Here is a 24,652-nt window from a genome sequence, read left to right as displayed (position 1 = left end):
AATAGGAGGTTGTGCACGTGGCTTTGTTTGAATACAAGTTTCCAGAGCTTGGTGAAGGCATTCATGAAGGCGAGATCGTAAAGCTGTTGGTTAAAGCGGGTGACACCGTAACAGACGAATCGATTCTTATGGAAGTACAGAATGATAAAGCAGTAGTTGAAGTTCCTTGTCCGGTTGAAGGTAAAGTCGTTTCCGTTGCCGTAAAGGAAGGACAAGTTTGTAATATTGGCGAGCTCGTTATGACAATTGAAGTGACAGGCGAACTGCCTGCTGAATCCATGCATCATAAGACCGACAGCCATGCTGCGACTGCAGCTGCAGCGGTTCCAACTGCTGCCCCAGCGGCGGCAGCACCGGCACCTACAGCAGCGCCTGCAGTTGCTGCTCCAGCAGCAGCCGCGCCAAGCGCTGGCGCAGGCCGCGAAGTGCTTGCGACGCCAAGCGTACGCAAGCTCGCAAGAGAGCAAGGCATCACACTCGCAGAGGTGACGCCTACAGGTAAGCACGGCCGCGTAACACGCGAGGACGTGCTCGGCTTTAACACTGATGACGGCGCTGCCGCGGCTCCGGAAGCAGCAGAACCAGCTGCGTCATCAGTAGCAGCTGGCGGAACGACACCGTCATCAGTGGCTGCGCAGCAGGTTGTCGTAGGCGATCGCGTCGAAGAACGGGTTCCGTTCAAAGGAATCCGTAAAATTATCGCGAACGCTATGGTTAAATCCGTGTACACGGCTCCGCACGTGACATTGATGGACGAAATCGACGTATCGGCACTTGTCGCACTGCGTGAGCGCACGAAGCCACTCGCCGAGAAAAAAGGCGTGAAGCTGACTTACCTGCCTTTCATCGTAAAAGCATTGGTTGCGGCTTGTCGCCAATTCCCAGCGCTCAATGCGATGATCGACGAAGAGAAACAAGAAATCGTCTACAAAAAGTACTACAATATCGGAATTGCAACAGATACAGATAACGGATTGCTCGTTCCTGTTATCCATGATGCAGACCGCAAGAATATATGGTCGATCGCTTCTTCGATTAAAGATCTGGCCGTTCGCGGACGCGAAGGCAAATTGGCTCCGAACGAAATGAAAGGCGGCACGATCTCCATTACGAACATCGGTTCCGTAGGCGGTATGTTCTTCACACCGGTTATCAACTTCCCTGAAGTTGCGATCCTGGGTGCAGGCCGTATCACAGAGAAACCAGTTGTGAAAAATGGACAAATCGTTGCAGCATCGGTAATGGCGCTTTCCTTGAGCTTCGACCACCGTATCGTGGATGGAGCGACAGCACAAAGCTTCCTGAACTACATCAAACAGCTTCTGGCTGATCCAGAGCTTCTCGTCTTGGAGGTGTAACAATATGGTAGTAGGAGATGCTTCTTTAGATATTGATTTGTTGGTCATTGGTGCAGGTCCCGGCGGTTACGTAGCGGCCATCCGTGCTGCTCAGCTTGGTCAAAGCGTTCTGATTGTTGATAAAGCGGAATGGGGCGGCGTGTGCTTGAACCGCGGCTGTATCCCATCCAAAGCTTTGATCTCCGCTGCTCACACGTATGAGCATGCTCAGCACGCTGACAGCATGGGTATCTCTGTAGAGAACGTGAAAGTGGACTTTGCAAAGGTACAAGCATGGAAAAACAGCATTGTTGCCAAACAAACGGGCGGCGTTGGCGCGCTGCTCAAAGGCAACAAGATTCAAACGTTCCAAGGCGAAGTGATGTTCATCAATGAGCATGAAGCACGTGTGTTCAATGATGCAGAAGCTCCTCGCTACCGCTTCAAGCACTGCATTATCGCGACGGGTTCCCGTCCGATCGAGCTGAAAGCATTCCCTTACGGCGGAAGAATCATTTCTTCCACGGAAGCGTTGAACTTGCCTGAAATTCCGAAAAGCATGGTCGTTATCGGCGGCGGCTACATCGGAATTGAGCTAGGTCAAACGTATGCGAAGTTCGGTACAAAAGTAACCGTGCTTGAAGGCTCCGATCATGTGCTTCCAGGCTTCGAGAAAGAATTTACGAAGCTTGTTGCACGCAGTCTGGATAAAGTTGGCGTAGAGGTTCATACTGAAGCTTTGGCACAATCATGCACAAAGACAGAAAACGACGTTACTGTCACGTTCACTGTAAAAGGCGAAGAGAAGCAAGTAACAGCGGATTACGTATTAGTCACCGTTGGTCGTCGTCCGAATACAGATGGCGAGCTTGGTCTTGATCTCATCAACTTGAAAATGACGGACCGCGGTTTGATTGAAGTGGATAACCAAGGCAGAACGAGCATTCCGCATATCTTCGCGATTGGTGATGTTGTACCTGGTCTTTCATTGGCACACAAAGCTTCCTATGAAGCTAAAGTGGCTGCTGAGGTGATCGCAGGTCACTCCAGCATCGTAGATTACAAAGCAATGCCTGCTGTTGTATTCTCGGATCCGGAAATTGCTGGCGTAGGTCTAAGTGAAACAGAAGCCAAAGCACAAGGCATCAATGTTACAATTGGTAAATTCCCTTATGCCGCTAACGGTCGCGCTAACTCTTTGAATGCAGGTCAAGGTTTTGTGAAGCTTGTCGGCGACAAAGAAACAGGCCAACTGCTTGGTGGTCAAATCGTTGGTCCGGAAGCATCTAACTTGATCGGTGAGCTTGCTCTTGCCGTTGAGATGGGCGCTAACTTGGAGGACATCGCACTTACGATTCATGCACATCCAACATTGACAGAAATGATCATGGATGCCGCGGAAGGTGCGCTTGGTCACCCGATTCACCAACTTGGTAAATAATTAGCTTTATTCCTTTAGTTTCCACACCTTTAGATAAAAAGTCCCGAGAGTTTGGCATTTGCCGCTCTACGGGACTCTTTTTTTATTCTTTGAATCTAGGATTTTTGATACCCTGCTGCAGCTTCTCTACCGTCTTGACGACTCGCGTGCTGCGTGTTTCCTCACGTTTGGCTTCCGTAATCCACTGCGCGTATTCCTTGCGGTTGCTGTAGGAAAGCGTTGCAAAGAAATCAGCAGCCGAAGGATTCACGCGAAAAGTTTCTGCGAGATCATCCGGTACAATAACCACTTTCTCACCGGGGGCTGATTCTGCTTTAACATTTGCCCGGTCAGCTAATCGTTCGCTGCGCGGCGTCTTCACGAGGCCGATAGGGCGAAACCGCATAGCTGACCACGTCTCGTCAATGGACACCAGACTAACGCCTTCAAAATGCAAATCGGTGACCGTTTGCCAGCCAGAGTCGCGATTAATGTCCGTTTTTATTTTAGAGGTTCCTTTGGGATAGTTAATCCATAACATACCCTCAGGTGTTACGGCCTCAATGGCTTTGGGAGCCAGCTGCTGGACCTCAGTAAGCGTATGGACGAATACTTGGACAAAGTCATAAGCCTCAGTGCCTTCTAATCGGTCCGTCAGCAGAACGCCTTCAGGGAGGGGATTCAGCATATCAAGATAACCCTCCGGCGCGTTCATGATGAGTGCTCGTTTACAACTTCCTAAACGTAGCTTCTTAGCGAGTGCGTTTTCCATTGAACCTCCTCATTTCTTTATCATTTAACCATTTCCTCGTGCAAAATCTACCATGAAATCAGCTAAAGCCTGACAGGCTTCAAATGGAACAGCATTGTATGCCGAAGCGCGCAGACCCCCTACACTTCGATGACCGGCCAAACCTTCAAAGCCGTTAGCCTCTGATTCTTTGATAAACTGACGCTCGATTTCTTCATTCGCCATACGCCAAGTGATATTCATATGCGAGCGATCGCTAACTTCGATAATTCCGTTGTAGAATCCGCCGCTATGATCAATAACATCATAAATTAGGCCAGACTTTATGCGATTAAGTTGTTCTAATTGCTCTACGCCGCCTTTGTTCACTGCCCATTTTAGCACTAAATTCATCATGTAAATGGCGTGAACAGGCGGCGTATTGAACAGTGACTTGTTTTTGGCGAATGTTTCATAGCGCATGATCTCAGGGATCTTCTTGGAAGCTTTCTCCAGCCAGTCTTCGCGGATGATGGCAACTGTAACGCCTGCTGGTCCCAGATTTTTCTGAGCGCCGGCATAAATCATCGAAAACCGCTCTAGATCCAGCTTTCTGCCGAGGATTTCACTCGTTAAATCGGCTACGAGGGGCGTGCTGCCCACCTCTGGAATTTCATTGTAACGGGAACCTTCAATCGTGTTATTCATAGTGATGTGAATGTATGCTGAATCAGGTGCTAGTTGGGCTGCAGATAACTCAGGAATACTACGCCAATGCTGGTCTTTGGAGCTTGCTACTACACGTGTGTGGCCAACAAAAGAAGCCTCTTTATAAGCTTTTTCCGAAAAGCTCCCCGTCAATGCATAGTTGGCCGTCTGATTCGTGTTTAAAAAGTTTAACGGAAGGAGAGCGAACTGTGTGCTCGCCCCACCACCCATAAAAAGCACCTCATACCCGCTAGGCAGGCCAAGTAGTTTCAGAAGAAGCTGTTGGGTTTCCTGATTCAGATCCTCAACCGTTTGGCTTCGGTGAGACATTTCAAGCAGTGAAATACCTGTCCCTTGATAGTCCACAAATTGCTCTTGTGCCTCTTCAAGTACCTCCAAAGGCAGTGCAGCGGGTCCTGGGTTAAAATTGTACCGTCGTTTCGTCATTTCTAATTACCTCCCGTATGAATGTGGTAAAACGAACGCAATTACCCCACAAAGTGATGTGTACCCTTCGAAGCATATACCAATTACTTTGCGGGGGCCCCGAAAAAAACACAAAAAACGCCCTCATCCGATTGGGACGAGGAGCGTTTGCTCGCGGTGCCACCCAATTTAAGAAACATTCTGGTGAATGCTTCTCCACTTGGTTCCGCGGTAACGGGCGGTGCCGGTTAACTTAGAATGACTCACTTTGCTGAGCGCAAAGGGTTGTTCTTGGCGAAAACGCCTCCGAGTTGGAATCTCATCATAGGCACGATCAAGTATGTATATTGAGTAGAAGTATAAGCTTATTTGTAGAAAAGGTCAATCATTTTGGTGAGTTTCCAGTCGTTCCGTTTTTCATGTAGGGGTTGAAGTTCATACTATTGTCCTGTACTCTTGTCATTGAAGAGAATTCATTAGATAAAGATAATGACGATTGAAATAAACGGAGGGAGTGAGGTTATGTCCAATTTTCGAAATCGAGTACAGAACTATTTACTTGGAACAAGCCTTCAGAAAAAGCTCATTATCCTATTCCTTCCGTTGGCTATAATTCCCTTATCCATTCTGGGAACTTTCTCCTATTACAAATCGTCACAGGTCGTACAAACGCAAGTGAGCAAGACGATTCTTGAAAGCTTGTCTCAAGTGAATTACAGCTTGAATTATTTCGTTAAAGATATCGAACAGTTGACCATGTACATTTATAGTAATAGAGAAATACAAGATATACTGTCTAAAGATCAGGGCAGAACATTAGCGGAGAAGCAGCAGGATGAGAAGAGGGTCAATGATATTCTCGATACCTTCCTGGGTTTCAAAAACTGGAATATCGCCATCTACCTGCTTGGGGAGAACGGGGATCGTTATTTTACAGGCAACCTTCTTCCTAGTCAGTACGACGATTATAACCTGAATTGGGGATTGTTTCGTAAAATGCGGCTGGCAGGCGGCAATATCATATGGGATACGCATTACAGCATGAAGAAGACAGAGGACTTCGGCATTGTGTTAAGCAGCGGCAGGCTGCTGAAGAAGATTGAAACGAACAAACCGCTCGGTTTCATGATCGTGGATATTATGGAGAACGCTTTGGCTGACAAGTATAATAAGGCCCATTTACAGCCTGGCGGACAAATGCTGCTGTTGGATCGAAATGGGTATGTCATTTCGAGTACGCCTTCCAAGCATATCGTGGGCACGAAGTTAAACGAACCTTATTTAGATAAAGTATTATCAGGTAACAAAGGATTTTTCGAACCACCCAGCAAAGGTTCTGCCCCTGTTATGGTCATTTACGATACTTCTGAGATTACGGGATTCAAGCTGGTTAGTATTGTGCCAGTTGCCGTTTTGACAAAGGAAAGCATCAGCATCCGAAATTTGATGTTATTTATTATGATCTTGTTCGGTGTTGTGTCCTGCTGGGTTGCCTATGTGTTATCGGTGACGATTACGAATCCGCTGCGGAAGCTGAAATCACTGATGTATCTGGTGGAAAACGGCAACATGGACGTTGCATTTTCTTCCAAATATAGGGATGAGGTCGGGCAGTTAGGTCTCAGTTTTAATAAAATGGTACAGCGGATCAAGCAGTTGATCGATGAGGTCTACAAGAAGCAATTGATGTTGAAGGAAGCAGAGATCAAGGCGATTCATGCTCAATTCAACCCGCATTTTCTCTATAATGCTCTGGATTCGATCAATTGGATGGCACGAATTCATAAAATGACGGATATTAGTCAAACGGTTATTTCGCTTGGAGAGTTGCTGCGGTTTAGTATCCGCAAAGGTCAACCCTTCATCCAAGTAAAGGAAGATATGCATCAAATCCGCAATTTTCTAATCATTCAACAGATGCGCTATGGGGACAAGTTGGAAGTCGAGATTCATATTGATGAAGAAATCGAGTCCTTATATACGCTCAAACTGTTGATTCAACCGATCGTCGAAAATGCCATCACACATGGATTAGAGATCAAACCGGGAAAAGGGCTGCTTTCCATTAGGGGATGGCGGAGCCGGGAATGTGTACGCTTCGAAATCCGAGACAACGGTGTAGGTATGTCATCAGAAATGGTGGAACGTATTCTTAGCGGCAAATACGTATCGGATAGTGAGCAGAATACAGGTATTGGACTGGAAAACTCGATCAAACGGCTTCAGCTATACTTCGGCTCGAACTATCGCTTTGAAATCGAGAGTGAGATCATGCAAGGAACGACTATTCTTATCGAAATTCCCATTATGCGCTCAGGAGAGGATCATCGTGTATAAACTATTCATAGTGGAGGATGAGTGGCTCGTCTTGCAAGGGCTGAAATTGACAATTCCTTGGGAAGAAATGCGCTGTACCGTGATTGGCGAAGCAAGGGATGGACAAGCAGGTTTAGAAGGAGTTATAGCTAACCCGCCAGACATCCTGCTGACGGATATTCGGATGCCTGCAATGGACGGCATTCAGCTTGCTGAGAAAGTGGCGGAGATGCTGCCACAAGTGAAAATTGTATTTCTGACAGGTTTCGATGATTTTATATATGCCCAGAAGGCAGTTAAGCTGGGGGCTGCTGATTTTGTGCTTAAGCCTACCAATCCGGACGAGCTCATCCAAGTTATTGGACGCATTACATCCAAGCTTGATGAGGAACGCCGATTGCAATCACAGCAGGAGCGATTGAAGCTTAAGTATGGATGGGAGCAGCCGCTGATTGAAGAAAAGGTTCTCTATGATCTTATGCTGGATTATGCGGGAACGCTTGAAAAAGAATGGTTTGTAGAGTTTGGCACAGGGATAGAAAACAAAGAAGACGGAGTTGTTATCCCTCCATATCGCGTTTTATTGCTGCAAATGGACGGTCTTAAAGATATGGGGACGGATAGCAGCCATCTCCGTGATCAGATCAAGGAACGGATTAAAGAACTGTCCACCCTTACTTTGGTACGAATAAACGAGACGCGTTATGCGCTTCTGGTCAATCGTCAAGTTGAACGAGATAATCTGGCCGTCTTATTTGATAACCTAATGTTGTTATTATCTTCCTTTGCGCAAAGATGCGTTCTAACGGTCAGCCATTCGTTTGCAACGATCGATTTGATTCCGGCTGCCTATATTCAAGCCATGCGTGCCTTGTATCAAACTGTCTTTTTAGGTGGCGAGAAATTGATATGGTTTGAAGATATCGAACGGCAGCAAGAAACGGTAAGTGTAAATCACACCATGCTGAAGGAATTGATCGAATTGGTCAAATGGGGAAGTCCTTCATCCATCGAAGTCCACACTCGGTTGTGGTATTCGCATCTCATACACCTCTATGAAGATGGACTTACGGCAAGAAGAAGCTTTTTCGAATTTATCGTAACGTTAAATTCCCTCCTGCTGAGAGATAACGAATTGCATAACATCGTCATCGATAGCGGGTTACTCCTAACATCAGCTGAACGAGTGGATGACTCGCTTGAACAATGGCTGATTCGCTTAAACGAAACGTTATTTGAGTGGAACCGGCAATGTACGGAGCAATCCGATCCTCAAAAGAAGAGCGGGTTTGAAGAGATCGAGCAGTTTATCCGAAAGCATTACGCTGAAGATATATCTCTGCAAGGTATCGCAGAGCGCTATCATATGAGTGAAAGCTACTTCAGTAGACTGTTTAAAAAGCAGGTTGGAACCAGCTTTCTTGAATATGTGACTTTGATTCGAGTACAACAAGCAAAGGAGCTTCTGACGAATCCCCGTCTTAAAATTTATGAGGTATCCGTACAAGTCGGTTACCAGGATCCGCGATATTTCAGCCAACTATTTCGCAAGTATACAGGGGAAACTCCTACAGAGTTTCGTAAACGGCTCGGGATTGAGAGCCTTCCGCTATAGGCATAATAGGAATTCTCCACTTCATGACTTGGTGGAGTTTTTATTTTGAGCAAAAATTTCAACAAATACGAAAATTCGTCACATTGAGAGTGCTTTCATCTGAACGTATAGTAAAACTAGAAAGATAAAGACACAAATCATATGGAGGGTTAACAAAATGAAAAAATCACTAACGAGTCTTTTATCCCTGCTGCTTGTCGGTTCTCTGATCGGATGCGGTGCAAAAGAGACCCCAACGGCGAAACCGGCCGAATCTTCTGGACAACCTGCGACTAGTCAACCCTCATCAAAAACGGGTGGTAAGCTTACCTTGTATTCCCCGAATGCAGCAGAGCTTAATAACCCGATTATTAAGGAGTTTCAGGATCGTACAGGCATTGAGGTACAGTTGATTTCCGGTGGTACAGGAGACCTCCTGAAGCGTGTACAAGCCGAGGCAACCAATCCGCTGGGCGATGTATTTTGGGCTGGAGGAGCTGATTCACTTGAAGCCTACAAAAAATATTTTGAACCTTACAAAACAAAGGAATATGACAATATTTCTTCGCAATATGTAGACAAAAACAATGTGTGGACACCATTTGCCGCACTGCCAATGATCATCATGTACAATAAAGAGCTGGTTAAAGCAGGCGAGGAGCCAAAGGGTTGGACAGATCTACTGGATCCGAAATGGAAAGGGAAGATTGCCTATGCGGATCCTGCAAAGTCCGGTTCTTCCTATACGCAATTAATCACCATGCTGACAGCAAACGGAAAAGACCAAGGTTGGGGTTTTATTAAGAAGTTTGTAACCAACCTGGATGGTAAAGTATTGTCAGGCTCTGGCCAGGTATATAAAGGGGTAGCTGACAAAGAATTTGCGCTTGGAGTTACGCTTGAGGAAGCAGCGTATCGTTATGTGGAAGGCGGCGCCAAAGTCGGCATTATTTATCCTACCGAAGGAACTTCAGCTGTACCTGATGGAGCAGCAATCATCAAGGGTGCTAAAAATATGGAAGATGCGAAGAAATTTATCGATTTCCTAGTTAGTAAAGACGTGCAGTCTCTCATTCAAAAGGAATTCAAACGCCGTTCCGTTCGTAAGGATGCAGAAGTGATTCAAGGTATCGCACAAGCCAAGGATATCAAGCTCGTCGACTATGATTTTGATTGGGCTTCCAGCAAGAAAGACGAAAATATTAAACGTTTTGGCAAAATTGTATCCGGACAAGAATAATGAATTGATCAAATGAGCGGTGCCTTACTTTAATGGTCTAGGCACCTTTTTCTTAGACATCGGAGGTAAATAACATGCAAAAAATCGTCTTTGACCACGTGACCAAATATTTCGGAACCGCCAAGGCGGTCAATGATGCTCATTTAACCATCCAAGAAGGGGAATTCTTCACCTTACTCGGACCCAGCGGATGCGGAAAAACAACGCTGCTGCGGACAATTGCTGGTTTCTATCGTCAAGAAGAAGGCGATATTTACTTCGGCGATCGTAAGATTAATGATGTGCCGACACATGAAAGAAACATTGGAATGGTTTTTCAAAACTATGCGATTTTTCCACATATGACCGTGTTTGAAAATGTGGCTTATGGATTAAAGGCTCGGAATGTGAATAAGAAAGAAACGGAACAGCGCGTAATGGAAGCGTTGGAGATGGTTCAGCTGCAGCACTTGCGAGATCGTGTTCCTTCTAATATGAGCGGCGGTCAGCAGCAGCGTATTGCATTGGCACGGGCTATCGTTATTCGTCCAGGCTTGCTGTTAATGGACGAGCCTTTGTCCAACCTCGACGCCAAGTTACGCATCAAGATGAGATCGGACATCCGGCGACTGCAAAAGGAACTGAACATCACAACGATTTACGTGACGCATGATCAGGAAGAAGCTTTGGCTGTTTCCGATCGCATTGCCGTAATGAGTGAAGGTATCATTCAACAAATTGCGCCTCCAGAGGACATCTATGCTTATCCGGCAAACCAATTTGTAGCTAACTTTATCGGTACATCGAACTTTATCGAGGCCGAGTGCCGAGGCAGTAAAAGCGATCAAGGTGAAGCTGAGATTCAACTGCTTGGAACGTCTTTCCGACTGCCGCTCTTGAAGCCATACGAAGGGAAATCGCTGTTTTCGCTGCGTCCCGAGCGTATTCGGCTTGAATCCGAGAACACAGGCGAGAATTTGATTCGAGGTACGGTCGAGTCCGTTACTTTTCTTGGTGAAAAAGTTAGCTATTTAATTGAGCTTCCAAATGGTTTTGTGATTGACATTCAAGAGCATGCTGTAGAACCTCATCAGCTGCGTAAAGTGAAACAGGTTGTTTATGTGAATTTACAGTTAGATAAAGCAACGATGTTTGATGAAAGCGGCAAGGAGGCGGTCTACCGTGCAAGCCGTTAAGAGAAGCCGGTGGTTCTCCTTCAAACAATGGGACTTCTGGTCTTGGGTGACATTGTTTGTGTATCTCTTTCTATTCGCTTTTATCGTATACCCTTTATTCTCCTTGCTGTTCAACAGTTTTTTTAATGACCAAGGGATGTTCTCGTTAGCCAATTACGCGAATTTCATCAAGCTGAAGTATTATTACAGTGCCCTATGGAACAGTTTGAAGGTATCCGTACTTACAACGGTGTTCTCTATCCTAATAGGTGTTCCACTCGCGTATATCACAACTCGCTACAATGTGAAATTTAAAGGCATTATTCAAATTCTTGTAATTATGTCCTTGCTTTCCCCTCCTTTTATCGGAGCGTATTCTTGGATTTTGATGTTAGGGAATAACGGTTTTCTAACACGATTCCTGCATGATATTGGGATTCCATTCTCCTCTATTTACGGATGGAAAGGTATTGTATTCGTCTTTACACTTCAGTTCTATCCGCATATTTATTTATATGTTTCTGGTGCACTGAAAACGATTGACACTTCGCTCGAAGAAGCGGCAGAAAGCTTGGGACGTTCAAGCTTCCACAGGCTGCGTACGGTTACGATTCCGTTGATTTTTCCTACACTTTCAGCTGGCGCTTTAATGGTGTTTATGGCGTCGTTTGCAGATTTTGGCACGCCGATGCTGCTTGGCCAAGGTTTCAAGGTATTGCCAATCTTAGCCTATGAGCAGTTCATCAGTGAGATGGGTGGAAACCCCGCCATGGCTAGTACGTTAAGCGTAATCCTTATCATTTGTTCTACGAGTATTTTGTTTCTTCAACGATACTTTGTCTCCCGCAAAAATTATACGATGACGGGTATGCGGACACCGAAAGTAGAAATACTGGGGCCGCTGAAGAAATGGCTGTTTACTGGCTTTGCTTTGTTGGTCGCATGTGTATCGATTATTCCTCAGGCGACAGTCATTGTGACCTCGTTCATCAAGACAAAGGGACCGGTATTTCAAAATGGATTTAGTTTAGATAGTTATAAAGAAATTTTGTTCCGCGTACCCAAGGCGATCTTGAATACGTACACCTACTCCTTAATATCCATCGTGATCATGGTAGTAATGGGGATGTTAGTTGCCTACGTGTTGGTTCGCAGGAAATCGAAGTTGACGGCGATGCTCGATTCCTTGATCATGATACCTTATGTCATGCCGGGAACAGTTCTGGGGATCAGCATGATCATTGCTTTTAATAAGCCTCCTGTAGTGCTGACGGGGACATGGGTCATTCTGGTCATCGCTTATGTGGTGCGCAAGCTGCCATACACGATACGTTCCAGTACGGCGATCTTGTATCAATTGGATCGCAGCGTAGAGGAAGCTTCGATCAGCCTTGGCGTACCGCCTATGAAGACATTCTTCAAGACAACGGGACGTTTGATGGCACCCGGTGTTTTGTCCGGAGCGATTCTGAGCTGGGTCACGACCATTAATGAATTAAGTTCTACGATTGTTCTTTATTACGGGGCGACAGCAACCATTACCGTGACGATCTACAGCGAGGTATTTACAGCTAACTACGGTACAGGTGCAGCTCTTGCCTCAATCCTTTCACTCACGACGTTAATTTCCTTGATCATAGCTAATAAGCTTAGCAAGAAGGGGCTGCAGTTGTAACGGCTTGAGTGAGAAACGTCTTTCATGAAGGCTCATGATTTCGGAAACTTGTCGTGCTACAATGAAAATGATTGTCATGATGAGCTTTTACCGGGAGGAACCATGAAGCTAAATAAATGGATAATTTGGGGCATAGCATTACAACTGATCCTTATCATTGCAACCTCTTTTATGTTTAATTATAAGAAATCGACTAAAACAAACGAAGAATCTGTTCGTGGAACGGCTTTATCCATCTGGGTTTACAGTCAAGACTTGGAAACCTCTATTAATGAGTTTCATCAAACTTATCCGAACATTGATGTGGATGTGAGATACTTCCGCTCAAGTGATCATTTATTTACAGAGTTGATGGCGGCAATATCCGCTAATGCGGCGCCACAGCTCGCTGAAATTAAAAGTTATTATGGGATTACCCAGTTAGTGGATGCAGGTGCGGTGCTTCCCGTAGATAATCTATCCATTCCGGAATGGAAGAAGCTGCAGCCTGCGTTTACCGAGCCTTTTCATTATTCAGACCTGGATTGGGCAGTGCCGATCGGTGGGAGCATACCGATGCTATATTACCGAGAGGAACTGTTAAAGAACTCTCAGAAGGGCTCGTTTACTGGATGGAATGAAGTGTCGAATGCTGCAATGGAAACAAACTTGATTGGGAACGACGGAGGTATCAAAGGGCATTGGGGAATTGCCATCGACAAGGAATTGCCTTGGTATCTGGAGAGCTTAAACGTAAAGGAAAGCCATGGCGAAACCGAGGAATATGGTAAGTTCGACTCTGCTATATCCATGTGGGGAGAGTGGGTTCATAGTTTGAACATTATGAAGCCGCTCACTCACCGTCGGGCTGCAAGTGATTTTATTAATGGAAAAATCGGTTTATTCCTAAGTACTTCTGAACAACTGATGACGGTAGAACGATATATTGGCGGTAAGTTCCAATATAATGCTCAGTTGCTGCCTGGGCTGGAGCAACAGGGAATTGTGCCTAGCGTTGATGGGATGATTGTTTTAAATTCAACACCAACTAAAGTGAAAGCGGCTAACAGCTTTATTTCCTATATGATCAATGAGAACACGCAAAATGCTTTATTGCGCAGCAATGGTTTAATTCCTTCGCGGTCCGATGTTCTACTAAAGCTGCAAGAAGAAGGACAGTGGAATGCGAGTCAAAAGATGATTCTTGATTCGGTGCGGATGTTCTCGGTCAAGAGGCCCGCAAAGATGGATTTCGAACGGTGGAGCTACACCCAATCCATGCTGGAGCAATTAGAACAAGAACCAAACGATACGAAGGAAAAGCATTTTGAGGATGAATACGAGACTTGGCTTCGCAAATAGACGAAGAATATACAGACATGAGATGAAGGTGGCGTACAACTATGCATGTAGAAAAAATATCCTTACCGGGCAGCGGTGAATGGAATGAAGATGCACTTGTTGACAATGAACAGTTACATTTATTTGGGGTACTGGACGGTGCAACTTCTCTGCATCCGTTTCGTGGTCCTAACAACGAAACGGGGGGGTACTTGGCCTCGCAAGTGATCAAACAGTATTTGGAGTCGCTTCAAGCGGAGGATGTCGCTGATTTGGATCTCAAGCAGCTGGTTGTTCAAGCTAATATCCGGTTGAGGGAGAAAATGGAAGCAGCCGGGATCCATACATCAGATAAAGGTGCTTTGTGGACGAGTTCGCTCGCTCTTATCCGAATTGAGGATAATTATATCGATTATGCACAGGTTGGAGATTGTATGATCGTGGCTGTTTATCAGGACGGGTCGCTTCGGACGATTTCGCGTGATCAGGTCGCACATATCGATCTTGAATCCAAACGCATTTGGGAGCAAGGCATCGAGAAGGGCATTGTGAAGAGAGAGGACCTTTGGGAACTCGTTAAACCGATCATTTTGCAAAATAAATCGAAGATGAATACGATGGCCGGCTACTCCGTGATGAGCGGTGAACCGCATCTGGCCGAATTCATCGAATACGGTAGAATCAACCGCATTCAGTTGAAGTCCTTGCTGCTTGTTACCGACGGTCTTTTCCCGCATACAGAACGTGGAGGAGAGCCGATTGACGTCATTCAGGAGTTGACTACTTCTATTACAAATAGCACATTGGCTGGTTATGCGGATTGGTTGTTCAATCTTGAATTAGATGATAAGGATTGCCTGCGTTACCCTCGTTTCAAGGTATCGGATGATAAGACAGGGATATGGATTCAATTTGAATAGAGTGAGCAGCCATTTGAATAGAAGGTAGTTGATATATGAGATTATCTGTCGGAAAAAAAATCATGCTCGGAATTGCCATCATTTTTGTGTTAATGCTTATCATGGCGATATTTTCAATCAATCGAATGAATATCATGAAGGAACGGATTGATTCCATAACGGCTGTCACTTTGCCTGGCGTAGAGTTAATCAATGAGTTGAATTTCGAGGTGGAGCATGTCATGCGGTTGACCGTCATGCATCTAGATGAGACGCTTAAGACCGGTAAAGACAGACAGGAAAGCAGTATTGCTCTCGTATACCGAAAAATCGATCAGAAATTGGCGGAGTATGAAAAAAAGGCTGTTATGGAGGAAGATCGCAAAAATCTGGCTGAATTTAAAGGCAAGTGGAACGAATTTAAAGACGTCAATAAGCAGACTTTAGAAGCAAGTCAATCTAAAAATAGCGCGAAGGCTGCGCAATTGCTCGCACAAGCGGAAGAGCTGAATGTGACGGTACAGGCTATCTTTGACAAAATGAAAATATATAATAAAGGCGAGGCCGTCCATGCGACTAATGAAGCCATCGATGCTTTTTCTTCCGCGAAGACGGGTCTAACTTTATTATTGATCTTTAGCTTGGTTACAGCGGCAGCAGTCATTGTAAGTGTTCATCTGCTAGTTTCCAAAACCTTACATAAGGTTACTTCCCATATCGTTCAAGTAGCCAAAGGAGAACTAGATGTCCAGCCATTAAAAGTAAGAAGCAAGGATGAGTTGGGGCAATTGGCCAAAGCAGCAAACGACATGGTTGTTCATTTGAGGGAAACTCTGCAGCAAACGGCAACAACCTCCGCTCAAGTCGCTGCTTTATCCGAAGAGCTTGCAGCAAGTGCTAATCAAACAGCCGCTTCTTCGAGACAAGTTGCTGCTGCCGTTCAAGAAGTTGCTGGAGGGGCATCTGATCAGCTCATTAGTACGGAAGAAGCAGCAAAAGCCATGGAAGAAATGGCAATAGGAATCGGACGAATTGCAGAAACGTCATCTGTCGTTTCGGAAAAGTCCGTTGAAACCTCGACGCAGGCCGAGCAAGGAAATGAAGCTATCCGTCAAGTCGTTGCTCAAATGGGTCTAATCAAAGATTCAGCAACTACAACGGCAGACTTTGTTGGTCGGCTGGGGCAGCGATCGGAAGAAATTGGTGCGATTATATCGATGATATCTGACATTGCAACTCAGACAAACTTATTGGCACTGAATGCTTCCATTGAAGCAGCAAGAGCGGGGGCAGGAGGTAGAGGGTTTGCGGTTGTCGCGAATGAAGTGAAAAAATTATCTGCACAATCCAGTTCATCCGCTAACGAAATTGCTGCGTTAATCCATGAAATTCAAACAGAAACAAGGCATGCTGTAGAAGCGATACAATCCGTTACTCGTGAAGTTACGGTAGGTATCTCAGTGGCTGAAACGACTAGTGAAAAGTTCGGTTCCATACTCGATTCTATTCAGCATATCAACAACGAAATTCAAGAGATTTCAGCGATCTCAGAGCAAATGGCCGCCTCATCCGAGCAAATCACTGCATCTATTATCTCAACTGCATCGATTGCCAGAAATGCTAATGATAATACCCAGTCTGTAGCCAGCGCATCAGATCTGCAGTTGGTTTCCATGGAAGGTATTTCCTCATCTGCCTCACATCTGTCTGGTATGGCTGAAAGTTTGCAGCGCTTGATACATAAGTTTAAGTTATAGTTATATTTGTTTAAAAGAGACTAAGATCTAACTGTTAAACGTGCTGAGAGTATCTATCCCCCAAGTCTTCGATAAGGGAGCCTTCCATGTTGTTTGGTTGGGAAAATAAGTAAGCTGAGGTTGCTTATTTATTCAAATTGATCCTGATTTGAAGGAATAAGCAAGGTACAGTTGCTTAATGTGAATTAATTCGTTCTGAAAGTAAGGACATGCAAGAGATAAGTACGCTCTGTGGTCTTATCTCACGAGATGCATCGAAGTTCGCGGGAATAAGCACAATTTGCTGGCTTATTCATCCCCGAGTATACAATTGTAGAGAACCTAGCCTCAGGCTAGGTTTATCTCACAATAAGTAAGGAGTAGAAGTACTGGGAGTATGGTGCTGCATCAATTTCATCGGAGGTATAAATTCGACAACATGGGAGTTTGTACGAATAACAAGATCGTTCACATAAGAAATTAAAAACTGGCGTCGGTGGATTACCGACGCCAGTTAGCTCCCAAAGTGCTTTTTCTACAGGTTGTTCCAATTCCAATTATTTTACTGTCTTATTATAAGCGCCAATTTTCTCCGTGATGCTCTTCGCAGCAGCATCCAGCGCTTCCTTCGGCGCCTTCTTACCTGTTAGAGCTTCTTCGACAGCTGTTTCTACAAGCTGCCGTGCTTCTGGAAATACACCCATTACAGCCCCTTGTGTGGCTTTATTTGCTTTTGTATTGTGCAGTTGATCAATTGCGGTTTGGAATTGCGGATATTTGGCAAGGTTATCCTTCACCAGCTGCTCGTCGTAAGCTTTCTTCGTAATTGGGAAGTAGCCGGTGTTGACGTGCCACCAAGCTTGTGTTTGTGGGGTTGTCAGAAATTTAATGAACTCCCATGCGCCTTTTTGCTCAGCTTCGGATTTGTTGTTTAGGATGTAGAGACTTGCACCTCCGACAACAACACCGCCATCCTTCGCATCAGCTGGTTTAGGCAGGGTGCTGGTTCCAACTTGGAATTTACCGTCAGCACCGCTCACGATTCCGCGTAGTGAGGCTGTGGAATCTAAAGTCATAGCGACTTGGCCAGCCAAGAACGCTTTCTTCGTATCATCTGTCTTGCGTCCTAGGTTCGTAGCTGTTTTGCTGTCGACCATTTGCTTCCACCACGTCAAAGTCTTCACGCCTGACTCACTATTAACCATGGATTCCGTAGCTGCGGCCGTACGACCGTTACCATTGTTAAGGTATTCGGCACCTTGTCCAGCAAAGAATTGCTCCATGAACCAACCGTAGATGGCAAAGGATGCGCCAGCTTTACCGTCTTTGGTTAATGCTTGAGAAGCTTTGGCAACATCTTCAAATGTTGTTGGCGGCTTTTCAGGATCTAGACCGGCAGCTTTAAACATATCTTTGTTGTAATAAAGGATCGGATTCGAAGTGTTGAAAGGCATGGAATACAGTTTGCCATCGAATTTATAGTAATTTAGAATGTTATCTTCTAGTTGGGAGAGATCGAATTTATCAGCATCGACATACTTTTGGACTGGCGTAATGGCCTTGGAGTCGATCATGAAACGGGAGCCGATTTCGTATACTTGAATAAGAGAAGGACCGCTTTTGCTATCCATAGAAGCTTTCATTTTATTTAAGCTTTCATCATATGTGCCTTGAAAAACAGCTTCAACTTGCACATCTTTTTGGGTAGCGTTGAAGTCTGCAACAAGTTTATCTACGGCTTTGCCGAGCTCACCGCTCATCGAGTGCCACCAGATTACTTTAACCGGTTCAGCCGATTTTTTCGTTTCTGCGGCAGCAGGAGAAGCGGATGATTTGATATCTGCTGTACTGCCTGATGTCGTCGGTTCAGCCTTGCCGCAAGCGCTAGTCAGCAGCACCATGAGTGCTGTTAAAGCGATAGATGTACTTCTCATTTTCAATGTCTTCATTTTTTTTAGGTTCTCTCCCTTTGGTTTCTTTATTTTATATTTATGGAAATCTGGGTCAGCTTATTGCTGAACAGAGCAGCCATCACACATGGGGACTAGCCTTTCACAGCACCAGCAGTAAGCCCTCGAACGAGCTGCTTCAACCCGAGTACTAAAAGCAATAGTGAAGGCAGCAAGACGATAGTTACACCTGCTAAGACCAAGTTCCAAACGGTTAATTCTTCGAATTGGAGCATGGCGATGCCAATTTGAACCGTTCGCATTGCCTCGCTGTTCGTGATGAGAAGCGGCCATAAGTAACTGTTCCACGAGCTAAGGAATGCATAGACGGCTAGTGTTGCAAGTGCAGGGCGACCTAGGGGAAGCACAATTCGGAAAAAGCAGCGGAAGTGCCCACAACCATCAATACGCGCTGCTTCGAACAGCTCCTTAGGCAGTTGTAAGAAAAATTGGCGCAGCAAGAACGTGCCGAAAGCAGTAGCCAGGAATGGAACGGTTAAGCCCTGAATGCTATCGAGCCAGTCCCATTTTTTGACCGTCAAATAGTTTGGAATGATGGTGACTTCCCAAGGAATCATCATGGTAGCCATGAATATCGCGAAGATGGCGGCTTTACCCTTGAATCGAATATTTGCAAAAGCATAAGCGGCCATGCTGGATGTAATGAGCTGTCCAGCCGTAATGATGATCGAGACGACTAAACTGTTGGCAATAAATTTGCCAATGGGGACTAGTTGGAACACGGCGACTATACTGCCCATATAAAAGCTGCTCGGCCAGAAGCGGGGCGGATAGGCCGAAGCTTCCTCAGGTGTCATGAATGCTGCGGTAAACGTATAGAAAATAGGATACAGAACGAGTGCAGCGAATATGACAAGCAGAACATAAACGAAGGTATTTAGTAATCGATGGGTCATTGATAATGCACATTCCTTTCAAAAACTTTAAATTGCACAACGGTGAAAATAAGGATGATAGTGAACAGGACAAGGGCTTGAGCACTACCCGTCCCGAATCGGAAGTTAATGAAAGCATCCTGATACAAGCTGTATACAAGGACATCTGTGGAATTAACAGGACCGCCTTTGGTCAAAATGTGAATCTGTCCGAAGGACTGAAATGCACCTATAATCGACACAATGGTGACGAAGAACACCGTCGGTGAAAGCAAGGGGAATATGATTTGGATAAAGGTACGGAGTGGACCTGATCCGTCGATTTTGGCGCTATCATAGATCTCTTCTGGAATTCCTTGTAGGCCACTTAGAAGAACGATGTAAGTAAAGCCAAGATTCATCCAGACCGTCATCATAGAAACGGAAAGCAGTGCCCAACTTGGATCTGTTAACCAAGCCACTGGCTCTAAGCCGACAATGCTCAGCAAATAATTCAACATGCCGACACTTGGGTGAAATAACATCATCCAGATCACTGCAGAGGTTCCTACGGACAGAACAACAGGCAGCGAGAAGATGAATTGGAAGATTCGCATACCTTTCAAGTGATTATGTGTAAGTGCGGCAAGCAAAAGAGCAAGAACAATACCGGTTGGCACGGTAAGAAGTGTAAAAAGACCTGTGACTTCCAAACTTTTATAGAATCGCTCGGAAGTGAAGATAGCAATGAAGTTATCGAAACCAACGTAAGAAGCAACTCTTCCTCGCGGATCCGTCTCGTGAAAACTCAAATAAAAGGTTTGAAGCAAGGGGTAAAAAAGAAAAATAGCAAACAGCAAAAGCGAAGGGACTAAGAAAACATAACCAAGCAGCGTTTCCGCCAATTTCTGATTGAGAAGCGCGCGGGGAGGTTGCTGCACTTTTACTTTTGGCTTGGTTGTTGAAAGCGGTAAATCTCTATCCATCGTATTCATGTGGCGCTCCTTCACGAACGTTATTAGACTAGTACTATGTTATTAGCTTAACGATGCTTTATTTGACCCGTGTTAAATAGAGATTAACTTATTGTGTATTTTTCCAACATATTTACGTAACCTTTACGAATAAATACTGGGCAAGGGCAAGTCATTTCATCTATAATTTGAGCATAGTAGACGAAGCTTACACGTTGGGAGTATTAACAATGAACAAGCATAAACCGATTGTAATTGGACATCGCGGAGCCGCTGGGGAAGCGCCGGAGAATACGCTAGCTTCTTTTGCATTGGCTTTGGAGCAAGGGGCAGAAGGCATCGAACTAGATGTACATATAACGAAAGATGGAGAGATTGTCGTCTGTCATGATGCTACATTGGATCGTACGACGAATGGTTCCGGACTTATTTGTGATCACAGTTGGAGTGAATTGAAGTCGTTGGATGCTGGGGCTTGGTTTTCAGAGGCGTTCACGGGGGAACGGTTACCGCTTCTGTGTGAAGTATTCGATTTATTGCCGCGAGGGTTCTTCATTAATGTGGAAGTGAAGCATGCTTATGAAGGGCGAATGGAGAAGTCGCTTCTAACATTTTTGCGTGAAAGCAGAAGAATGGAAGATGTGGTCATTTCTTCTTTCGATCACAAAGTGATTCGCCGAATTAAGCAGGCCGAGTCTGGGGTGAAGGTAGGTTTGTTGTACGCAGCAAACCTTATTGACCATACTGCTTATGCAGGGCAAATGGGTGTAGATGTATTTTCGTTACATCCTCATCACCACTGCATAGAACAAGAAGATGTTGCAGCGGCAGTAGCCTCTGGGCTTGCTATTTATCCTTATACGGTAAATGACTTGGGCGATTATCATAGGATGATTGCTTCAGGTGTTTCCGGAATAATTACCGATTACCCATCTAGACTTAGGGAGCTATTGAACCAGTAGTATGGTAGAATATGGGTATCATAGTTTGGAAGGGGAAACGTATGAGCGAAAACAGCTTAACTCAAATTGGGCAAATCTCCGTAAATGCAGCTGACATTCCTAGAGCTGTTGCTTTTTACCGCGACACATTAGGCATGAAGTTTTTGTTTCAAGCTTCTCAAATGGCTTTTTTTGATTGCAATGGCATTCGATTGATGCTAAGCCTTCCTGAAAATCCTGAATTTAATCTTCCTGGGTCTGTCATTTATTATAAGGTTGGGGACATTAAGCAGGTCTATGAGGCTTTTCTAGAACGAGGTGTGTCCTTTATTAGTGAGCCGCATGTGGTAGCTAATATGGGAAGCTTCGATATTTGGATGGCTTTCTTCCGCGATACAGAGGGAAATACTTTGGCGATTACCAGTGACGTCCCTAATGGAAATTAAAAAGTTGTTAGAGAGACCTATGCATAGTTGGATGCATGGGTCTTTTATTATTGAGATCGTTTATTATAGGAACTCCCATTCGCTATTTTGATGTTTTTTGGCGATAGGCTCGGTTTTCAAGCTTTCGGCTAGAGTTGGTTAAGATAAGCACGGAATCCGAGCCTAAAGTAAGCGGGAGCGGTGGTGAGGTTGGGGGAAGTGAGCTGAGAAGTTGATTTTTGCTACAATTAGAGGAACGAGGGTTCGCTATTTTGATGTTTTTGACGAAAACAACCAACTTGCGGAACGACAGGCCGTTATTTTGCTCAAAACCTGTTCAATCAAGCGGAAAAAGGGGAAATAGCGAATCGTCGTTCCTTTTCGAGCCGGAAAACGGCTATTAATACACAAATAGCGAACTGACGTTCCGCATAACAAGGGATTTGATCTATAATAGAGCTTCGTTCCTTCCAAGAAGCGAAGTTTGCATGGATATAAGCAAATAACGCCTCATCTTCAAGACGTTAACGCATTGAAATTAAATCCTCCAAGAGCGGGTACTACGCAAAGTTAGTACTATCAGATTCCAGGCAGATGCATACAATGGAATTATGATCAGGTATTAAGAGAAGCCCAAAAGCTTATGCGTACAAATCCAGTTTAGCACAAGCAAAGCTCAGCCGATGCCTACGAAGAGAGCTTTGCTAAAGCAAAGCTCAGCCCATGCTTACGAAGATAGCTTTGCTAAAGCAAAGCTCTTAGGAGGAGTTCCAATGATCAAATGGTTGTTTGTTGCTCTGTTAAAGCTGTTACTTCCCCTATTGCGTCCAGTTTTGATGGCAAGCTTTAAGGTCAAAGTTAGGGGGATGGAGCGGCTCGATTTGACGGAGAAAACGGTGCTTATTCCTAATCACGTATCTTTACTGGATGCTGTTCTTTTAGCGCTGATACTGCCGAAGGATGTGGCATTTGTTGTTAACACCAAGATTGCAAAGCGGTTTGCTTGGCTGCTCCTTTTTCGGGCGAATATCGCGGTAGATCCTTTGAATCCCTACTCGGTACGAACGATGCTCAGAACAGTTCAAAACGGAACACCGCTTGTTGTTTTTCCAGAAGGACGAATCACAACAACCGGTGGCATGATGAAAGTGTATGGTGGGATTGGTTACATTGCACTGAGATCACAGGCCCGCATGCTGCCAATAGCGATTAATGGACTAGAGCATTCGAAATTATCTTATCTTCGCGGCAAATTGAAGCAGTTCTGGTTTCCGGCAGTGAGCATCACGTTTGGTGAAGCTTTTCAAGTGCCCATGAGTGAACATATCTCGAGGCGAATTCAGAAGGAGCGGGCAACGGATATCATTCGCAGCCGCATGCAGAATCATTTGCTGGAAAGTCGAATGAAGCCTGAAATTAATTTATTCAACGAGATGCTGATAGCTGCCAAACTTCATGGCAATTCTACGGTAATTTGTGAAGATATCATAAGTGATTCCGCATTAACCTACCGCAAATTACTGCTCACAACGTATACGATGGCGGGGCTTCTAAAGCAGCTTCTTAAGGAACAAAACCGTGCCGCAGTTTTACTGCCTAATGCTGCGGCACATGTAGTCACTTTATTTTCATTATTCCGATTAGGAGTAACACCGGCGGTATTGAATTATTCGGCTGGTAAGCAGACGATGCTGGATGCTTGCGAAACAGCCGCTGTGAAGACGATTATTACGTCCAAAGCGTTCGTCGACAAAGCGGGACTTGCTGATTTTATCGAGACTGCTAACGGTGCTTTCAAGATTGTATATCTTGAAGATGTTAAACAAAGGATCAATTTTAAACATAAATGTGTCGGGATTTTTCACTATATACGGAAAGTAAAGGGACCTGTTGGTTCCGGAAAAAACGAGGTTGTTCTTTTTACATCAGGAAGTGAGAGTAAACCGAAGGGGGTCGTCCTCACTCACCGCAATGTATTTGCTAATATTCAGCAAGCCAAGGCTGTAATTGCCTTTAACGGGTCGGATATTGTACTTGGCGCGATGCCGATGTTTCACTCCTTTGGACTAACCGCAGGAACGATGCTGCCCATCCTTTCCGGTATGAAAGTAGTACTTTACCCTAATCCCTTACATTATAAAGTCATTCCGGAGCTAGTCTACGATCGCAATATTACGATTCTATTTGGGACTTCAACTTTTCTATCGGCTTATGCAAGAACCGCGCATCCGTATGATTTTGCCCACTCGCTGAAATATGTCGTGGCTGGTGCTGAGAAGTTGAAGGAGGAAGTACGTCAAACCTGGTCTGATAAATTCGGGATTCGTATTCTGGAGGGGTATGGCACAACGGAGACAGCGCCCGTCATTTCGCTTAACACACCTATGTACGCAAAGAAAGGTACAGTGGGGCGAATGCTGCCAGGTATTGATTACCGTTTGGAAAAGGTGGAAGGCATTGAGCTTGGCGGTAACTTGTTGGTGAAGGGGCCGAATGTGATGAAAGGTTATCTCATTCATGGTCAAGGCTTCGTCCCTTGCCCAGAGTGGTATAGCTGCGGAGATGTTGTTCAAATGGATGATCAAGGGTATATCTCGATTCAAGCAAGGCTGCAGTCTTTTGCCAAAATTGGAGGGGAGAAAGTGTCACTGCCGATGGTGGAGGAGCTTGTGACTGCAAGCATGCCGCCTCAAGCGATATGTGCCGCGGTTAGTGTGCCTGATGCGCGAAAAGGGGAGCGGATTGTTGTGTATCATAATATCCCCGATCTTCAGCTTCAACAAATCAGAGAGTCGATGAAACAGCAGGGTCATCCCTCATTTTACATGCCTTCGGAGCTTCGTTATACCGAAAAATTGCCACTTCTAGGAAGCGGGAAAGTAGACTATGTGACGCTCAAACGATCGGCGCTAAAGGATGACCATGAAACCTAA

At 45.1% G+C, this 24,652-nt stretch carries 18 protein-coding genes; 13 read left to right on the top strand and 5 right to left on the bottom strand.

Annotated elements, in window-relative coordinates:
* The first annotated feature begins 17 nt into the window (after positions 1–17).
* Together ASG85_RS29370 and lpdA are read left to right on the top strand one after the other, a co-directional pair.
* The gene (locus ASG85_RS29370; RefSeq protein ID WP_057306091.1) at positions 18–1,358 is read left to right on the top strand and encodes a dihydrolipoamide acetyltransferase family protein; all 1,341 of its coding nucleotides are present in this window, start codon (positions 18–20) and stop codon (positions 1,356–1,358) included.
* A gap of 4 nt (positions 1,359–1,362) precedes the next feature.
* On the top strand, positions 1,363–2,778 hold the full coding sequence (gene lpdA / locus ASG85_RS29365) for a dihydrolipoyl dehydrogenase (protein WP_057306090.1): 1,416 nt from the start codon (positions 1,363–1,365) through the stop codon (positions 2,776–2,778).
* 82 nt (positions 2,779–2,860) lie between these two features.
* Here the strand turns inward: lpdA and ASG85_RS38665 are convergent, their stop codons facing one another.
* Positions 2,861–3,529, bottom strand: a complete 669-nt coding sequence (locus ASG85_RS38665) for a YdeI/OmpD-associated family protein (RefSeq protein WP_063860409.1) — start codon at positions 3,527–3,529, stop codon at positions 2,861–2,863.
* Between the two features lie 24 nt (positions 3,530–3,553).
* Positions 3,554–4,642: a 3-phosphoserine/phosphohydroxythreonine transaminase gene (gene serC / locus ASG85_RS29355; RefSeq protein ID WP_057306089.1), complete on the bottom strand. Its 1,089-nt coding sequence runs from the start codon at positions 4,640–4,642 to the stop codon at positions 3,554–3,556.
* A gap of 501 nt (positions 4,643–5,143) precedes the next feature.
* Here serC and ASG85_RS29350 point away from each other — a divergent pair.
* The 8 genes from ASG85_RS29350 (at position 5,144) to ASG85_RS29315 (ending at position 16,576) form a co-directional block, all read left to right on the top strand.
* Positions 5,144–6,958, top strand: a complete 1,815-nt coding sequence (locus ASG85_RS29350) for a sensor histidine kinase (RefSeq protein WP_057306088.1) — start codon at positions 5,144–5,146, stop codon at positions 6,956–6,958.
* A complete protein-coding gene (locus tag ASG85_RS29345; RefSeq protein ID WP_057306087.1) occupies positions 6,951–8,552 on the top strand; it encodes a helix-turn-helix domain-containing protein in 1,602 nt (533 codons plus the stop codon). The genes ASG85_RS29350 and ASG85_RS29345 overlap by 8 nt, the downstream gene beginning before the upstream one ends.
* Before the next feature lie 157 nt (positions 8,553–8,709).
* Positions 8,710–9,771 (top strand): ABC transporter substrate-binding protein, encoded by a 1,062-nt coding sequence (locus ASG85_RS29340; RefSeq protein ID WP_057306086.1) that lies wholly within the window; start codon positions 8,710–8,712, stop codon positions 9,769–9,771.
* A gap of 74 nt (positions 9,772–9,845) precedes the next feature.
* Positions 9,846–10,946: an ABC transporter ATP-binding protein gene (locus ASG85_RS29335; RefSeq protein WP_057306085.1), complete on the top strand. Its 1,101-nt coding sequence runs from the start codon at positions 9,846–9,848 to the stop codon at positions 10,944–10,946.
* Entirely contained in the window at positions 10,933–12,600 is a 1,668-nt protein-coding gene (locus tag ASG85_RS29330) for an ABC transporter permease (protein WP_235549389.1), read from the top strand. The genes ASG85_RS29335 and ASG85_RS29330 overlap by 14 nt, the downstream gene beginning before the upstream one ends.
* Positions 12,601–12,702: 102 nt before the next feature.
* Complete coding sequence (locus ASG85_RS29325; RefSeq protein ID WP_057306083.1) at positions 12,703–13,941, top strand: extracellular solute-binding protein; 1,239 nt, start codon at positions 12,703–12,705, stop codon at positions 13,939–13,941.
* Positions 13,942–13,982: 41 nt separating this feature from the next.
* Entirely contained in the window at positions 13,983–14,840 is an 858-nt protein-coding gene (locus ASG85_RS29320) for a protein phosphatase 2C domain-containing protein (RefSeq protein WP_057306082.1), read from the top strand.
* 35 nt (positions 14,841–14,875) lie between these two features.
* On the top strand, positions 14,876–16,576 hold the full coding sequence (locus ASG85_RS29315; RefSeq protein ID WP_057306081.1) for a methyl-accepting chemotaxis protein: 1,701 nt from the start codon (positions 14,876–14,878) through the stop codon (positions 16,574–16,576).
* A 536-nt stretch (positions 16,577–17,112) separates the two neighbouring features.
* Here the strand turns inward: ASG85_RS29315 and ASG85_RS29310 are convergent.
* From ASG85_RS29310 to ASG85_RS29300, 3 genes are all read right to left on the bottom strand, one after another.
* Positions 17,113–18,504, bottom strand: a complete 1,392-nt coding sequence (locus tag ASG85_RS29310; protein ID WP_057306080.1) for an ABC transporter substrate-binding protein — start codon at positions 18,502–18,504, stop codon at positions 17,113–17,115.
* A 95-nt stretch (positions 18,505–18,599) separates the two neighbouring features.
* Entirely contained in the window at positions 18,600–19,421 is an 822-nt protein-coding gene (locus ASG85_RS29305) for a carbohydrate ABC transporter permease (RefSeq protein WP_057306079.1), read from the bottom strand.
* Positions 19,418–20,374 carry a carbohydrate ABC transporter permease gene (locus ASG85_RS29300; protein WP_057306078.1) on the bottom strand — a complete coding sequence of 319 codons (957 nt, stop codon included), beginning with the start codon at positions 20,372–20,374 and terminating at the stop codon, positions 19,418–19,420. Before ASG85_RS29300 ends, ASG85_RS29305 begins: the two co-directional genes overlap by 4 nt.
* A gap of 209 nt (positions 20,375–20,583) precedes the next feature.
* On the opposite strand from ASG85_RS29300, the gene ASG85_RS29295 reads away from it, so the two are divergent.
* The 3 genes from ASG85_RS29295 to ASG85_RS29285 all read left to right on the top strand — a co-directional run bounded on the left by ASG85_RS29295 (position 20,584) and on the right by ASG85_RS29285 (position 24,652).
* Positions 20,584–21,315, top strand: a complete 732-nt coding sequence (locus ASG85_RS29295) for a glycerophosphodiester phosphodiesterase (RefSeq protein ID WP_057306077.1) — start codon at positions 20,584–20,586, stop codon at positions 21,313–21,315.
* A gap of 41 nt (positions 21,316–21,356) precedes the next feature.
* A complete protein-coding gene (locus ASG85_RS29290; protein ID WP_060648549.1) occupies positions 21,357–21,740 on the top strand; it encodes a VOC family protein in 384 nt (127 codons plus the stop codon).
* Between the two features lie 752 nt (positions 21,741–22,492).
* Positions 22,493–24,652 carry an AMP-binding protein gene (locus ASG85_RS29285; RefSeq protein ID WP_057306075.1) on the top strand — a complete coding sequence of 720 codons (2,160 nt, stop codon included), beginning with the start codon at positions 22,493–22,495 and terminating at the stop codon, positions 24,650–24,652.

Origin of the sequence: Paenibacillus sp. Soil724D2 (assembly GCF_001427935.1) — a bacterium.
In the GTDB taxonomy this organism is placed as follows: domain Bacteria; phylum Bacillota; class Bacilli; order Paenibacillales; family NBRC-103111; genus Paenibacillus_E.
The sequence above is the reverse complement of the archived record's forward strand: the minus strand, read 5'-3'. Positions and strand labels throughout refer to the sequence as shown.